The sequence below is a fragment of the Streptomyces sp. RG80 genome, assembly GCF_040446465.1.
Lineage (GTDB): Bacteria > Actinomycetota > Actinomycetes > Streptomycetales > Streptomycetaceae > Streptomyces.
Genome location: NZ_JBEAAJ010000003.1, coordinates 452,922 through 467,261, shown reverse-complemented (window position 1 = coordinate 467,261; position 14,340 = coordinate 452,922). Strand labels below are relative to the sequence as shown.

At 70.8% G+C, this 14,340-nt stretch carries 13 protein-coding genes; 10 read left to right on the top strand and 3 right to left on the bottom strand.

Annotated features, from left to right (window positions below):
- The first annotated feature begins 12 nt into the window (after positions 1 to 12).
- The 7 genes from cysC to ABKA17_RS12170 all read left to right on the top strand — a co-directional run bounded on the left by cysC (position 13) and on the right by ABKA17_RS12170 (position 6,578).
- Positions 13 to 549, top strand: a complete 537-nt coding sequence (gene cysC / locus ABKA17_RS12200; RefSeq protein ID WP_353691992.1) for an adenylyl-sulfate kinase — start codon at positions 13 to 15, stop codon at positions 547 to 549.
- On the top strand, positions 546 to 1,484 hold the full coding sequence (gene cysD, locus ABKA17_RS12195; protein WP_353691991.1) for a sulfate adenylyltransferase subunit CysD: 939 nt from the start codon (positions 546 to 548) through the stop codon (positions 1,482 to 1,484). Before cysC ends, cysD begins: the two co-directional genes overlap by 4 nt.
- A 2-nt stretch (positions 1,485 to 1,486) precedes the next feature.
- Positions 1,487 to 2,815 (top strand): sulfate adenylyltransferase subunit 1, encoded by a 1,329-nt coding sequence (locus ABKA17_RS12190; RefSeq protein ID WP_353691990.1) that lies wholly within the window; start codon positions 1,487 to 1,489, stop codon positions 2,813 to 2,815.
- Between the two features lie 222 nt (positions 2,816 to 3,037).
- Positions 3,038 to 4,141, top strand: coding sequence for an aliphatic sulfonate ABC transporter substrate-binding protein (locus ABKA17_RS12185; protein ID WP_353691989.1), 1,104 nt, complete (start codon positions 3,038 to 3,040; stop codon positions 4,139 to 4,141).
- 34 nt (positions 4,142 to 4,175) lie between these two features.
- A complete protein-coding gene (locus ABKA17_RS12180) occupies positions 4,176 to 4,961 on the top strand; it encodes an ABC transporter ATP-binding protein (protein ID WP_353691988.1) in 786 nt (261 codons plus the stop codon).
- Positions 4,948 to 5,832 (top strand): ABC transporter permease, encoded by an 885-nt coding sequence (locus ABKA17_RS12175; protein ID WP_353691987.1) that lies wholly within the window; start codon positions 4,948 to 4,950, stop codon positions 5,830 to 5,832. Before ABKA17_RS12180 ends, ABKA17_RS12175 begins: the two co-directional genes overlap by 14 nt.
- 5 nt (positions 5,833 to 5,837) lie before the next feature.
- A complete protein-coding gene (locus ABKA17_RS12170; RefSeq protein ID WP_353691986.1) occupies positions 5,838 to 6,578 on the top strand; it encodes a sirohydrochlorin chelatase in 741 nt (246 codons plus the stop codon).
- A gap of 71 nt (positions 6,579 to 6,649) precedes the next feature.
- Here the strand turns inward: ABKA17_RS12170 and ABKA17_RS12165 are convergent, their stop codons facing one another.
- Positions 6,650 to 7,633: an ArsR family transcriptional regulator gene (locus ABKA17_RS12165; protein WP_353691985.1), complete on the bottom strand. Its 984-nt coding sequence runs from the start codon at positions 7,631 to 7,633 to the stop codon at positions 6,650 to 6,652.
- A 56-nt stretch (positions 7,634 to 7,689) separates the two neighbouring features.
- Between ABKA17_RS12165 and ABKA17_RS12160 the strand changes: the two genes are divergently transcribed.
- The gene (locus ABKA17_RS12160; RefSeq protein ID WP_353691984.1) at positions 7,690 to 8,967 is read left to right on the top strand and encodes an MFS transporter; all 1,278 of its coding nucleotides are present in this window, start codon (positions 7,690 to 7,692) and stop codon (positions 8,965 to 8,967) included.
- A gap of 353 nt (positions 8,968 to 9,320) precedes the next feature.
- Here ABKA17_RS12160 and ABKA17_RS12155 read toward each other — a convergent pair whose 3' ends face one another.
- Positions 9,321 to 10,343: a ketopantoate reductase family protein gene (locus ABKA17_RS12155; RefSeq protein WP_353691983.1), complete on the bottom strand. Its 1,023-nt coding sequence runs from the start codon at positions 10,341 to 10,343 to the stop codon at positions 9,321 to 9,323.
- 56 nt (positions 10,344 to 10,399) lie between these two features.
- Between ABKA17_RS12155 and ABKA17_RS12150 the strand changes: the two genes are divergently transcribed.
- Positions 10,400 to 11,248 carry a transglutaminase-like domain-containing protein gene (locus ABKA17_RS12150; RefSeq protein WP_353691982.1) on the top strand — a complete coding sequence of 283 codons (849 nt, stop codon included), beginning with the start codon at positions 10,400 to 10,402 and terminating at the stop codon, positions 11,246 to 11,248.
- Here ABKA17_RS12150 and ABKA17_RS12145 read toward each other — a convergent pair.
- Complete coding sequence (locus tag ABKA17_RS12145; protein WP_353691981.1) at positions 11,220 to 11,768, bottom strand: DUF1697 domain-containing protein; 549 nt, start codon at positions 11,766 to 11,768, stop codon at positions 11,220 to 11,222. The genes ABKA17_RS12150 and ABKA17_RS12145 overlap by 29 nt on opposite strands.
- Before the next feature lie 213 nt (positions 11,769 to 11,981).
- On the opposite strand from ABKA17_RS12145, the gene ABKA17_RS12140 reads away from it, so the two are divergent.
- A complete protein-coding gene (locus ABKA17_RS12140; protein ID WP_353691980.1) occupies positions 11,982 to 14,246 on the top strand; it encodes an MMPL family transporter in 2,265 nt (754 codons plus the stop codon).
- Positions 14,247 to 14,340 lie beyond the last annotated feature (94 nt).

The following is a 14,340-nucleotide window of genomic DNA, read 5'->3' as shown; positions in this document are numbered from 1 at the left end:
AAGGAGTTGCACGTGACGACCGGAGCCACCGTCTGGCTCACGGGTCTGCCGAGTGCCGGCAAGACCACCATCGCGTACGAGCTTGCGGGCAGGCTGCGCGAGGAGGGCCACCTCGTCGAGGTGCTCGACGGCGACGAGATCCGCGAGTTCATCTCCGCGGGCCTCGGCTTCAGCCGCGAGGACCGGCACACCAACGTGCAGCGCATCGGCTTCCTCGCCGAACTGCTCGCCCGCAACGGCGTCAAGGCGCTGGTCCCCGTGATCGCGCCGTACGCGGACAGCCGTGAGGCGGTGCGCAAGCGCCACCAGGAGAGCGGGGCGGCGTACCTGGAGATCCATGTGGCGACTCCGGTCGAGGTGTGCTCCGTACGCGATGTGAAGGGTCTGTACGCCAAGCAGGCGGCGGGCGAGCTGTCCGGGCTGACCGGCGTGGACGACCCGTACGAGGCGCCCGAGTCGCCCGATCTGCGGATCGAGTCGCAGGACCAGACCGTCCAGGAGTCCGCGGCGGCTGTGCACGCGCTGCTCACCGAGAGGGGACTGGCATGACGACGACCGTTGCGACGGTGGAGGAGGGTACGGACGCTCCGTACGCCCTCTCGCACCTGGACGCGCTGGAGTCCGAGGCGGTGCACATCTTCCGCGAGGTGGCGGGTGAGTTCGAGCGGCCGGTGATCCTCTTCTCCGGCGGCAAGGACTCCATCGTCATGCTGCATCTGGCGCTGAAGGCCTTCGCCCCGGCGGCGATCCCCTTCTCGCTGCTGCACGTGGACACCGGGCACAACTTCCCCGAGGTCCTCGACTACCGGGACCGTACGGTCGCCGAGCACGGTCTGCGGCTGCATGTCGCCTCCGTGCAGGACTACATCGACCGCGGTGTGCTCAAGGAGCGCCCGGACGGCACGCGCAACCCGCTCCAGACCCTCCCGCTGACGGAGAAGATCCAGGCGGAGAAGTTCGACGCGGTCTTCGGCGGTGGCCGGCGTGACGAGGAGAAGGCGCGGGCCAAGGAGCGCGTGTTCTCGCTGCGGGACGAGTTCTCGCAGTGGGACCCGCGCCGCCAGCGCCCCGAGCTGTGGAACCTCTACAACGGCCGGCACGCCCCCGGCGAGCACGTCCGCGTGTTCCCGCTGTCCAACTGGACCGAGCTGGACGTCTGGCAGTACATCGCCCGCGAGGGCATCGAGCTGCCGGAGATCTACTTCGCGCACGAGCGTGAGGTCTTCCAGCGGGCCGGCATGTGGCTGACCGCGGGCGAGTGGGGCGGCCCGAAGGACGGCGAGACCGTGGAGAAGCGTCTCGTGCGCTACCGCACGGTCGGTGACATGTCCTGCACCGGTGCCGTCGACTCGGACGCCGTATCGCTGGACGACGTCATCACCGAGATCGCGGCGTCCCGGCTGACCGAGCGGGGCGCGACCCGCGCCGACGACAAGATGTCCGAGGCCGCGATGGAAGACCGTAAGCGCGAGGGGTACTTCTAAGCATGAGCACGACCGCGGAACTCTCCGCCACCACGCTCCTGCGGTTCGCCACCGCGGGCTCCGTCGACGACGGCAAGTCCACCCTGGTGGGCCGGCTGCTGCACGACTCCAAGTCGATCCTCACGGACCAGCTGGAGGCCGTGGAGCGCGCCTCGGCCAGCCGCGGCGCGGAGGGCCCGGACCTCGCACTGCTGACCGACGGGCTGCGCGCCGAGCGCGAGCAGGGCATCACCATCGACGTGGCGTACCGCTACTTCGCCACCGCCCGGCGCCGGTTCATCCTCGCGGACACCCCCGGCCATGTGCAGTACACCCGCAACATGGTGACGGGTGCCTCCACGGCCGAGCTCACGGTGATCCTGATCGACGCCCGCAACGGCGTGGTCGAGCAGACCCGCCGGCACGCCGCCCTCGCGGCGCTGCTCCGCGTCCCGCACGTCGTCCTCGCGGTCAACAAGATGGACCTCGTCGACTACCAGGAGTCCGTCTTCGCCGCGATCGCCGAGGAGTTCACGGCGTACGCGCTCGAGCTGGGCGTCCCGGAGGTCACCGCGATCCCGATCTCGGCGCTCGCCGGTGACAACGTGGTGGAGCCGTCCGCGAACATGGACTGGTACGGCGGCCCGACCGTCCTGGAGCACCTGGAGACGGTCCCGGTCACCCACGACCTGAGCCACTGCCACGCGCGCCTGCCCGTGCAGTACGTGATCCGGCCGCAGACCGCCGAGCACCCCGACTACCGGGGTTACGCCGGTCAGATCGCCGCCGGTTCGTTCCGCGTCGGCGAGTCGGTGACCGTGCTGCCCTCGGGCCGCAGCTCGAAGATCGCCGGCATCGACCTGCTCGGCGAGCCGGTCGACGTCGCGTGGACGACCCAGTCGGTGACGGTCCTCCTGGAGGACGACATCGACATCTCGCGCGGCGACCTGATCGTGCCCAGCAAGGACGCGCCGCCGACCACGCAGGACATCGAGGCGACCGTCTGCCATGTGGCCGACGCGCCGCTGACCGTCGGTCACCGGGTGCTGCTCAAGCACGGCACCCGCACGGTGAAGGCGATCGTCAAGGACATCCCGTCCCGGCTCACGCTCGACGACCTGTCCCTGCACCCGCACCCGGGACAGCTCGTCGCCAACGACATCGGCCGCGTGAAGGTCCGCACCGCGGAGCCGCTGCCGGTGGACTCCTACTCCGACTCCCGTCGCACCGGCTCGTTCATCCTGATCGACCCGAACGACGGCACCACGCTCACCGCGGGCATGGTCGGCGAGTCGTTCGCGTCCCCTGAGCCCGTCAAGGACGAGGCCGAGGACGACGGGTGGGACTTCTGACATGAACTCCACCGACTACTTCTCCACGTTCGCGAAGGAGGGCGGCCGCGTCGGCAGCGGTGCGCTCGGCAGCGGGCAGGGCGGAGTGGCGCGATGTGTGCGTTGACGTACGCGCACCGCTTGCGCGCCCTCACCCCCCACCGCCGTAGACGAAAACCTGCCGACCTCCCGGCCACGACCTGAGAGACCGTGACCGCCGGGCCTCCGAGAGGAACACCTCCCGTGCCTGCAAATTCCGCTCTTCGCCGCACCTTCGCGGTCATAGCCGCGTTGCCCCTTCTCACCCTCGCCGCCTGCGGCTACGGCTCCGAGGCGAAGGACGACGGCGCCGTCAAGGTCGCCGCCGGCGCGAAGAAGATCGACGGACTCGACTCCGTCCGGATCGGCTACTTCGGCAACCTGACCCACGCGACCGCCCTGGTCGGCAAGCAGAAGGGCTTCTTCCAGAAGTCCCTCGGCGGCACCGAGGCCAAGTACCAGGTCTTCAACGCCGGTCCCTCCGAGATCGAGGCGCTGAACTCCGACTCGATCGACATCGGCTGGATCGGCCCGTCCCCGGCGATCAACGGCTACACCGCGTCCAAGGGCAAGAACCTGCGCATCATCGGCGGTTCGGCGTCCGGCGGTGTGAAGCTCGTCGTCAACCCGGACAAGATCAAGTCCCTGAAGGACGTCAAGGGCAAGAAGATCGCCACCCCGCAGCTGGGCAACACGCAGGACGTGGCGTTCCTCAACTGGATCGCCGAGCAGGGCTGGAAGGTCGACGCGCAGAGCGGCAAGGGCGACGTGTCGGTGGTGCGCACCGACAACAAGATCACCCCGGACGCCTACAAGTCCGGTTCGATCGACGGCGCGTGGGTGCCGGAGCCGACCGCGTCGAAGCTGGTCGCCGAGGGCGCGAAGGTGCTGCTGGACGAGTCCTCGCTCTGGCCCGACAAGAAGTTCGTGATCACGAACATCATCGTGCGCCAGGAGTTCCTCAAGGACCACCCGAAGGCCGTCGAGGCGGTACTGAAGGCCGCCGTCGAGACCAACAAGTGGATCAACGCCAACTCCGACGAGGCGAAGGCCGCGGCGAACAAGCAGCTCGGCATCGACTCGGGCAAGGAGCTGCCGGCCGACGTCCTGGACCCGGCCTGGAAGTCCATCCAGATCACCGACGACCCGCTGGCGGCCACCCTCAACACCGAGGCGGAGCACGCGGTCAAGGCCGGTCTACTGGAGAACCCGCTGCTGAAGGGTATCTACGACCTCACGCTCCTGAACAAGGTCCTGAAGGCCGAGGGCGCGAGCACGGTCGACGACGCCGGTCTCGGCGTCCAGTAATCCCGATCCCGACAGTCTCCAGGAGGTGACGACCATGGCCACCGCGGTTGCCAAGGCCGAGCAGGCCGAGTCAGTCGAGTACGCCGCCCGCATCGAGCACGTCTCGAAGTCCTTCGCCGGGCCCGGCGGGCAGCAGCTCGTCCTCGACGACATCACGCTCGATGTCGCGCCGGGCGAGTTCGTCACCCTCCTGGGGGCCTCGGGTTGCGGCAAGTCCACCCTGCTCAACCTGGTCGCGGGGCTCGACCGGCCGAGCGCCGGCAGCATCGAGACCGACGGGCGCCCCGCCCTGATGTTCCAGGAGCACGCCCTGTTCCCGTGGCTGACCGCGGGCAAGAACATCGAACTCGCCCTGAAACTGGGCGGGGTCGCGAAGAACGACCGTCGCGACCGCGCCGAGCAGCTGCTCGAACTGGTCCGGCTCAAGGGCTCGTACGGCAAGCGGGTGCACGAGCTGTCCGGCGGTATGCGGCAGCGCGTGGCGATGGCCCGGGCGCTCGCCCAGGACAGTCGGCTGCTGCTGATGGACGAGCCGTTCGCGGCGCTCGACGCGATCACCCGCGATGTGCTGCACGACGAACTGACCCGGATCTGGGAGGAGACGGGCCTGTCCGTCCTGTTCGTCACGCACAACGTGCGCGAGGCGGTGCGGCTCGCGCAGCGCGTGATCCTGCTGTCGTCGCGCCCGGGCCGGATCGCGCGCGAGTGGACGGTCGACATCCCGCAGCCGCGCCGCATCGAGGACGCGCCGGTCGCCGAACTTTCCCTTGAGATCACCGATGTACTGCGTGGGGAGATCCGCCGTCATGGCCAGCACTGACACGACACCGGCCCAGGACGCCGGGAGCGTAGAGGCCGGCCTCGACGCACTGGAGACGTCGACCGCGAGCCGGACGCCGTTCCGGCAGACGTTCACCCAGAAGATCCTGCCGCCGATCCTGGCGATCGCCCTGCTGGTGCTCGTCTGGCAGGCACTGATCTCGTTCAACGTCGTCGACGACCCGACGAAACTGCCCACGCCCGCCGACGTCGGCGCCGAGTTCAAGAAGGCATGGCTGGAGGGGACGCTCCTCGAGTACATCTGGACCAGCGTCTCGCGCGGTCTGCTCGGCTTCCTCCTCGCGCTCGCCATCGGCACGCCGCTGGGTCTCCTGGTGGCCCGGGTGAAGTTCGTGCGCGCCGCGATCGGCCCGATCCTGTCCGGTCTCCAGTCGCTGCCGTCGGTGGCGTGGGTGCCGGCCGCGGTGATCTGGCTGGGCCTGAGCAACTCGATGATGTACGCGGTGATCCTGCTCGGCGCGGTCCCCTCCATCGCCAACGGCCTGGTCTCCGGCATCGACCAGGTGCCGCCGCTGTTCCTGCGGGCGGGCCGCACGATGGGCGCGACCGGTTGGAAGGGCGCCCTGCACATCGTGCTGCCGGCCGCGCTGCCGGGCTATCTCGCCGGTCTGAAGCAGGGCTGGGCCTTCTCCTGGCGCTCCCTGATGGCGGCGGAGATCATCGCCACCTCGCCCGACCTGGGCGTGGGCCTCGGCGCGCTGCTGGAGAACGGCCGCACCGCCAGCTCCATGTCCATGGTGTTCGAGGCGATCATCCTGATCCTGTTCGTCGGCATCGCGATCGACCTGCTGATCTTCAGCCCGCTGGAGCGTCGGGTGCTGCGCAGCCGCGGTCTGCTGGTGAGGGGCTGAGGCACATGCCCAAGAAGCCCGTCCTCCTGCTCGTCGCGCACGGCAGCCGCGACCCGCGGCACGCCGCGACGGTGCACGCCCTCGTCCGCCGGGTGCGCTCGACGCGCCCCGACGTACGGGTGGAGACGGGCTTCCTGGACTTCAACATCCCCTCCGTCCAGGGGGTGTTGGAGTCGCTGGCTGCGGAGGGCGTACGCGACGTCGTCGCCCTGCCACTGCTGCTGACCCGCGCGTTCCACGCGAAGGCGGACATCCCGGCGGTGCTGCGGACCGCGCCACCGCAGCTGCGGATCCGCCAGGCGGAGGTGCTCGGCCCCTCGCCGCTGCTCCTCTCCGCCCTCGAACGGCGGTTGTACGAGGCCGGGTTGACCCCGGCCGACAAGTCCTCGACCGGGGTCGTGCTGGCCTCGGCGGGGTCCACGGACCCGGAGGCGATCGCAGTGATCGCAGAAATCGCGCGGGAGTGGCGGCGCACCGGTTGGTGTGCCGTGCGACCTGCGTTCGCCTCCGCCGCGCTGCCCCGCACGGAGGACGCGGTACGCGAACTCCGCTCCCTGGGCTGTTCCCGGGTGGCCGTCGCACCGTACGTCCTCGCCCCCGGCTTCCTGCCGGACCGGATCGCGCGGGGCGCGGCCGAGGCGGATGTGCTCGCCGATGTGCTGGGTCCGTCGCCGGAGGTGGCACGGGTGCTGTTGGAGCGGTACGACGAGGCGCGGGTGCCTGCGTTGGTAGTCGTCGGCGCGTAGTCGTCCGCGGGACAGTGGGGGCTGGTCGCGCAGTTCCCCGCGCCCCTAGAGGGGCGCACGACCACTGCCCTTCAGCGGCACAGGTCGTTCCCCAATGCCGTACGCGCATACCGTACGACCCTCCCCTGCCGCGTCCTGCTGAGCAGTCCCGCGTCGTAGAGCACCGCCAGATGTTGACTCACCGCGCCCGGGGTGACGTTGAGGCGGTGGGCCAGTTCTGTGGTGGAGGCGGGGTCCGTCAGGAGGAGCAGGAGTCTGGCTCTGGGGCGGCCCAGTAGGCGGGCCAGGGCGTCGTCGGTGACCGGGGGTGGTTTCTCGGAGAGGGTGGCTCGGCCTCGGGCCGGGTAGACGAGGGTGGGTGGGCGGTCGGGGTCGATGAGGGGCTGGGCGCCGCGGGCGAACATCGTCGGCAGGAGGACCAGGCCGCGCCCCGCGATGCTGGTGTCGCCCCAGGGCGCCTGCTGCATGAAGTCCTGGGTGGACAGCGTCAGTCGGCCGTCGGTCCAGGAGAGCCTGCGGTCGAGGTCCTCGAACATCGCGCCGGCGCCGTGCTCCGCCAGAACCCGCCCGTAGTGGGCGAGGTCGGCCTCCAGGATGCTCTGCACACGGGGCCACCAGTCGGCGACCAGGCAGGTGTGCCAGTACGCGTCGAGGGCGTCCGCGACCTGGGTGAGGAAGGCCTCCGGTCCGGTGAGCCCCCTGGCCACGACGGGCGGCAGCGCGTCCTCGGTGCGATAGGCGGCTCGGAAGTCGGCGTCCAGGACAGTCAAGGGTGTACGGCGGACCCGGTCCAGTTCGTCGGCGAACGCGGGGCGGGCCCGGTCGGGGCGCGGGGTGAGGAAGTCCGGCACCCAGAGCCAGGGCGTGGTGAGGGCGGTGAGCAGTTCGTGGTCGAGGGTTTCGAGGCGGGGGCGCATCCGGCGCAGCCACGGCCGGTGATGCGGGTAACGGGCCGGGTCGTGCAGACAGCGCAGCGAGAACACCGTCTCCTGGAGCGGGGAGTACGCGAAGGAGGTGGTGGCGAGGTCGCCGACCGCGAAACGGAACTCGATCATTGAGCCCCACGCTAAATCATTGTCGGTACGGTCCGGCCGCCGGGTGGGATGTCCGCATGACCACGACTCCCACCGCCGCACCCGCCGACGAACGGCTGCGCCCCTCCCGGCTCCCCACCGACCCGACCCTGCGCCGCGCCACCCTGCTGACCGCGGTCAACTCCCTCGGCAACGGCCTCTACTTCCCGCTCGGCGTCCTGTACTTCACCCGGATCGTCGGCCTCGACGCGACCTCCGTCGGGCTCGGGATGACGGCGGCGGGGCTGGTCGGCGTGGCCGCGGGCGTGCCGGCCGGGCGGGCCGCGGACCGGTGGGGCGCCCGGCGGGTCGGGGCGTGGCTGTGGGCCGGGACGGGGGTGGCTACGGCCGCGTACGTCTTCGTGCAGTCCTACGCCGGGTTCCTCGTCGCGGTGCTGTGCGCGACCGGGTTGCAGATGGCGAGCCGTGGCGTGCAGGGCGCGATCTACGCCGACGTGCTGCCGCTGGCGACCCGGGTCGAGGCGCGGGCGTATCTGCGGATGGTGGTGAACGTCGGTATGGGCGTGGGGGGCCTGTTCGGCGCGATCGCTCTCCAACTCGACACCCGTGCCGCGTATGTGACGGTCATTCTGGTGAACGCGGCGACCTTCGCGGGACCCGCGCTGCTGCTGCCCCGGCTGCCGCTGGCGCCGCACGCCCTGGAGCGCGCGGCCTCGACGGACGACGTCCCGGCCGCGGACCGCTGGCGGGCGGTGCGCGATCTGCCGTTCCTCGCGGTGACCGTGCTCAACGCGATCCTGGTCGCGCAGTACACGCTGAGCGAGGTCGGGCTGCCGCTGTGGATCGTGGAGCGGACCGAGGCGCCGCGCTGGACGGCGGCCCTGCTGATGATCCTCAACTGTGTTCTGGTGGCCCTGCTCCAGGTGCGGGTGGCCCGTAACGCCTCCCAAGTCCCCTCCGCCGTGAGGGCGATGGGCTGGTCGGGACTCCTGCTGGCGGTGGCCTGTGCGGTGTACGCGCTGTCGGCGGGGCTGTCGCCGGTGTGGGCGGTGCTCGCGCTGAGCGTCGGCGCGATCGTGCAGGTCTTCGCCGAGGTCCTGTCGGCGGCGGGCGGCTGGACCCTCGGCTACGAACTCGCCGACTCCCGCCTCCACGGCGTCTACCAGGGCGTGTTCGGCGCCGGCATGTCGGCGGGCATGATGGCCGGCCCCGCCCTGGTCACGGTGACCGCGATCCAGCACGGCTCGGCGGGCTGGGCGGTACTCGGCGTCCTGTTCGCACTCGCGGGCCTCACGGTCGCCCCCGCCGTCCGCTGGGCACAGCGCAACGGCGAGTGGCGAGGCGACAAACACTGACACCCGACGACGACGGCCCCGGCCACCCGGGAGCCAGGGCAGCCGGGAGCCAGGTCGAGTGGGAGCCAGGTCGAGTGGGAGCCAGACCACGCCGAAGCCCGGTCACACGGCACCTCGGTCACTCCGGAGCCGGCCGCGCCGGAGCCGGGCCATTCCGGAACCTGACCCCACGAAGCCGGTCACACCGGAGCCGGGCCACTCCGGAGCCGAGCCCCTCCGGAGCCGAGCCCCTCCGGAGCCGAGCCCCTCCGGAGCCGGGTCACTCCGGAGCCTGGCCACATGGGCCCCAGCCACGCCGAAGCCCCGCCACGCGAAACCCAGCCACGCCGGACCCAGGTCACACGGAACCCCCGTCAAGCCGAAGCCCCGTCGCCCGCCTCCTTCTCCGCGAGTCGCACCAGCTCCGCCACCGGCATCGACCCCGCCGCCCGGTGCTCCCTGGCGAAGGTGTTGGCGAGGCGTTGGAGGAGGTCGTTGAGGGGGGTGGGTACGTCGTGGAGGCGGCCGAGGAGGGCGATCTCGCCGTTGAGGTAGTCGGCCTCGATGGTGCCGGTGCCGCGGCTGAGGGACTGCCAGGAGGAGCCGCCGCCGCGCGGGGTGCCGTGGAGGGGGACGAGGAAGACCTTGTCGCCGCGTACCGCCCGCTGTTCCTCGGTGCTCGCGTACGGGATGCCGGCGGCGTCGAGGACGGCCGCGCCCTCGGCCTTCACCCGGTTCACCAGGGCCACGGCCTCGTCGCTCTCCAGCGGCCCGGTGACAGCCTCCAGCGCGTTGGCGAGGTTGGACAGCAGTTTGGCGTACTGCCAGCGGGCCACGTCCGCCACGACCGGTGCCTCGAAGTGCGACCTCTCCAGGTCGGCGGCGACCAGCCGGGCGGTCTCGTCGGTGCCGTGCGGGTGGCGGCCGAGGTGGAGGATGCCGGTGAGCGGGTCGCCGGCGGCGCTGACGACACCGGGTTCGACATGGGCGCAGGGCAGCCAGACGCAGACGCCGTACACGTTCCGGAAGGTGCGCAGGGCGAGGCGCTGGCTCTCCACGCCGTTCTGCGCGCAGAACAGCGGCAGCCGCTCGGCCGCCGTACCGCCGTCCGCGACCGGTGCCGGGCCCCAGGTCTGGAGGGCCGCGGTGCTGTCCTGGGTCTTCACGGCGAGGACCAGCACGTCGTCGGCGCGCAGCTCGCCGAGCCCGTCGGGTCCCTCGACGACCGGCAACCGGTACGTCAGCTCGCCCTCCGGCACTTTGAGCCGCAGCCCGCCGTCCTCCAGTGCCGCGCGATGGGCGCCGCGCGCGACCAGGACGACCTCGTGTCCCGAGCCGGCGAGCCGCCCGCCGATGGTGCCGCCGACCGCTCCCGCTCCGATGATGATGTAACGCATGGGACGAGCCTCGCACGCTTGACCTTGTCCTTGGGTAAAGGCCGACGGTCGCGCCCATGGACGACTACCTGAGGCAGACGGTGTTCAGCGACCCGGGCCGCCTGGACATCGGCGGGCTGCCGCGTGATCCGGCCGAACTGGCCCGCCTGGCAAGGAACCTGATCATCCATCGGGGCGAGTGTGAGCGTCTGGGGTACGCCGTTCCCGAGCAACGGCTGCACGGGGACGCGGAGTCGCGGTACGTCGGCGAGCTCCTGCGGATCCTGCGGGAGCGCGGCGACGCCCCGCTGACCGAGGCGCGGGGGCCCGAGGGGCGGTTCGTGGGCACCTGCCGGGACTTCGCCCTGCTGCACTGCTCGCTGCTGAGGGCGACGGGGACGCCCGCGCGGATCCGCGGCGGCTTCGCGACGTACTTCGTGGCGGGCTTCCACGAGTGCCACTGGGTCAGCGAGTACCGTCTGCCGGACGGGAGTTGGCGGCTGGTGGACCCGCAGGTCCTGCACGATTCGTACGACGTGCCCTTCGATCCGCTGGACGTGCCCCGGGACCGTTTCCTCGTCGCGGCGGACGTCTGGCGGGCCTGCCGGGAGGGCCGGATCGACCCCCGCACCTGTGGCTTCAGCCCGATCGAGCACCTGAGGGGGCTGTGGTACGTCCGGGCGCGGCTCATGCAGGATCTGGCGGCCCTGAACGGGGTCGAACCGCTCCCCTGGGACGGCTGGGGCCCGCGGCAGATCATGGCCGACGCGGACCTGACCGCCGAGGACCTCGCCCTGGCGGACGCGGTCGCCGCGGGCGAGGTGGCCCGCGACGACCCGCGGCTGGCCGTGCCGGGCACGATCACCTCGTACACCACCTATCGCGGCGTACGGCAGGTCACTCTGCGGTCATCTCCACCAGCTTGACGACGGTGTTCCAGTTGCGGGTGGTGGCGATCAGGCCCTTGGTCACGCGTGGCTTGGCGAGCTGTTCGGAGAGTTTGGAGCGGCCCAGACCGTCCGGCGTGTACAGGTACAGCGCGCGGTCGCCGAGCCTGAACTCCTCGGGGAGGAAGGCGGGTTGGTCGACGGCGGCGAAGCGGTCCGCGTCGACGGGGGCCGAGAAGTAGGTGACATGGAGCTGCTTGGCCTCCAACTCGGACGCCGGGAAGGGGCAGTTGTCGGCGATCGCGGCGAGGTAGGCGTGGTCGCGGACGAGCACGTCGACAAAGAAGCCGAAGTGTTTCTCGATCGCCCCGGTGAGCTCGGCGGCGAGAGCTTCCGCGTCGCCGTGGTCGCTGGTGAAGACGGCCTGGCCGCTCTGGAGGTAGGTGCGCACTCCGCCGTGGCCCAGGCCCTCGAGGAGCGTGCGGAGCTCCGCCATCGGGACCTTCCTGGCGCCGCCCACGTTGATCCCCCGGAGCAGCGCCGCGTACGTCGTCGTCATGGGCCCACCCTAGGACGGCCTCCCGCAGAACCGGCATTAGTTGTAAGGGTCACCCTCCTCCTCAGTGAGGAGGGTGCGGGGGGTCCGAGCGGACGATCCCGCCCACCGCACTTCACCAGGTCGGACGACGAGATGGCTTTATCCGCGCCATACCTTCGAATCGAACGGTGTGCGGCAGGGGGCCGCCACCTCACTCAAGGGGGCAAGCCCGTCATGGGGAACGGAGAAACACGCGTGCGGGGCCTGGCGGCCCGGGCCGGCGGCTGGAGCGCCCGGCATCGCTGGGCGGCTGTCGGCATCTGGGTGCTGTTCGTGGTCCTGGCGATGGGACTCGGTTCGGCGGCGGGCCGGGTCGACGTCGACGAGAGCGAAGGCCTGAAGGGCGAGACACACACCGCCGCGACGATCATCAAGGACGCCGACATCGACGAGCCGGCCGGCGAGACGGTTCTCGTCCAGGCGAAGGGCGCCGGGCTGAAGGCCACGGACGCCGAGTTCCGGGCCGCCGTGGACGCGGTCGTCAAGGCCGTCGACGCGACCGGGAAGGTCGCGGACGTCCAGTCGCCGTACACCGCCGACACGATCTCCAAGGACGGCCGCAGCGCGCTGGTCCAGTTCGACATGCGGGGCGACGCGGAGACCGCGGCCGAGCGGGTCGAGCCGGTGCTGAACGCGGTCGACAAGGTCCAGCAGGACCACTCCTCGGTGCGGATCGAGGAGATCGGCAGCGCCAGCATGCAGAAGACGTTCGACGACGCGTTCGGCGACGACTTCAAGAAGGCCGAGTACTCGGCCGTGCCGGTGGCCCTGGGCATTCTGCTGATCGCCTTCGGCGCGCTTGTTGCGGCGCTGCTGCCGGTGGCCCTGGCGCTCACCGCGATCATCGCGACGATGGGCCTGATGGGCATCGTCAGCCACGTCATGCCGATGGGCGATGTCGCCAACTCGGTGATGCTGCTGGTCGGTCTGGCCGTCGGCGTCGACTACTGCCTGTTCTATCTGCGCCGTGAGCGCGAGGAGCGCGAGGCCGGCCGGGACGCCCAGACCGCGCTGCGGATCGCCGCCGCCACCAGTGGCCGCGCGATCGTCGTCTCCGGTGTCACGGTGTGCGTGGCGATGGCCGGCATGCTCTTCACCGGGATCGCCGACTTCGAGGCGATGGGCCTGGCCTCGCTGATCGTCGTCGCCGTCGCCATGGTCGGGTCGGTCACGGTGCTGCCGGCGGTGCTGTCGCTGCTCGGCCACCGGGTGGAGAAGGGCAAGATCCCCTTCCTGCACCCGGAGAGCCGGCTGCGCCGCAACCGCGGGAGTGTCAGTCGCGAGAGCCGGTTCTGGACGGCCGTCCTGGGCGGTGTTTTGAAGCGGCCCATGGTCTCGGTGGTCGTGGCGGCCGGTGTGCTGCTCGCGATCGCGGCGCCCGCGGTCGGTATGAAGACCCAGAACCTCACGCTGGACCAGGAGTTCGGCGACTCGCTGCCCATCGTGCAGACCTACGACCGGGTCAACGAGGCCTTCCCCGGCGGCTCCGAGCCGGCCGAGGTGATCGTCAAGGCCGACGACATCAACGCGCCCGAGGTCACGAGCGCGCTGGCCGCCTTCAAGCAGCAGGCGATCGCCTCGGGTGCCTCGCGCGGCCCGGTGGAGATCAAGCTGCACGACGCGCAGAACCTCGCCTTCGTGTACGTCCCGCTGGTGGGCGGCTCGGATCTCGACAAGGCGGGTCAGAGCCTGGACAAGCTGCGGGACGAGGTGCGGCCCGCCACGCTCGGCAAGGTGGACGGCGTCGAGGCGCCGATCACCGGGCAGGTCGCCGGGTCGAAGGACTTCAACGACCAGCTGACCGGCGCGGTCGTCCCGGTCTTCGCGTTCGTCGTGGTCTTCGCCTTCCTGCTGATGCTGCTGTCGTTCCGTTCGCTGACGATCGCGATCACCTCGATCGTGCTGAACCTGCTGTCGGTGGGTGCGGCGTACGGCATCCTGGTCGCCGTCTTCCAGCACGGCTGGGGCGCGGGCCTGGTGGGCGCGGAGGGGGTCGGCGCCATCATCAGCTGGCTGCCGCTGTTCCTCTTCGTGATCCTGTTCGGCCTGTCGATGGACTACCACGTGTTCGTGGTCTCGCGGATCCGCGAGGCGCGGCTGCGGGGTCGTACGACGAAGGACGCGATCCAGCACGGTGTGGTCACCACCGCCGGTGTCGTCACCAGTGCCGCGGTCATCATGGTCGCCGTGTTCGGGATCTTCGGGACGCTGTCCATGCAGTCCATGAAGCAGATGGGTGTGGGCCTGGCGGCCGCGGTGCTCATCGACGCCACGATCATCCGGGGTGTGCTGCTCCCCGCGGTCATGGCCCTGCTCGGCGAGCGCAACTGGTATCTGCCGAAGTGGCTGAACCGGCTCCCGGACCTCACGCACGACGAGGCGCCCGAGGCCGTGGTGCGCTCCTCGCGGGACGACGAGGGCGATCGCGTCCCTGTCTGATTCCGCCCCCTCGCCCACAGGGCCCGTCGGTCACCGGGGAACCGACGGGCCCTGTGTGTCATCTAGCCGACCGATCCCCGGAAGTCGTCCGGGG

Coding starts and splice junctions, on each gene's coding strand:
- ABKA17_RS12165 (WP_353691985.1), bottom strand. CDS start 7,633: ATGATCGAGTTCCGTTTCGCGGTCGGCGACCTCGCCACCACCTCCTTC.
- ABKA17_RS12160 (WP_353691984.1), top strand. CDS start 7,690: ATGACCACGACTCCCACCGCCGCACCCGCCGACGAACGGCTGCGCCCC.
- cysD (WP_353691991.1), top strand. CDS start 546: ATGACGACGACCGTTGCGACGGTGGAGGAGGGTACGGACGCTCCGTAC.
- ABKA17_RS12145 (WP_353691981.1), bottom strand. CDS start 11,768: ATGACGACGACGTACGCGGCGCTGCTCCGGGGGATCAACGTGGGCGGC.
- ABKA17_RS12150 (WP_353691982.1), top strand. CDS start 10,400: ATGGACGACTACCTGAGGCAGACGGTGTTCAGCGACCCGGGCCGCCTG.
- ABKA17_RS12175 (WP_353691987.1), top strand. CDS start 4,948: ATGGCCAGCACTGACACGACACCGGCCCAGGACGCCGGGAGCGTAGAG.
- ABKA17_RS12190 (WP_353691990.1), top strand. CDS start 1,487: ATGAGCACGACCGCGGAACTCTCCGCCACCACGCTCCTGCGGTTCGCC.
- ABKA17_RS12180 (WP_353691988.1), top strand. CDS start 4,176: ATGGCCACCGCGGTTGCCAAGGCCGAGCAGGCCGAGTCAGTCGAGTAC.
- ABKA17_RS12155 (WP_353691983.1), bottom strand. CDS start 10,343: ATGCGTTACATCATCATCGGAGCGGGAGCGGTCGGCGGCACCATCGGC.
- ABKA17_RS12140 (WP_353691980.1), top strand. CDS start 11,982: ATGGGGAACGGAGAAACACGCGTGCGGGGCCTGGCGGCCCGGGCCGGC.
- ABKA17_RS12170 (WP_353691986.1), top strand. CDS start 5,838: ATGCCCAAGAAGCCCGTCCTCCTGCTCGTCGCGCACGGCAGCCGCGAC.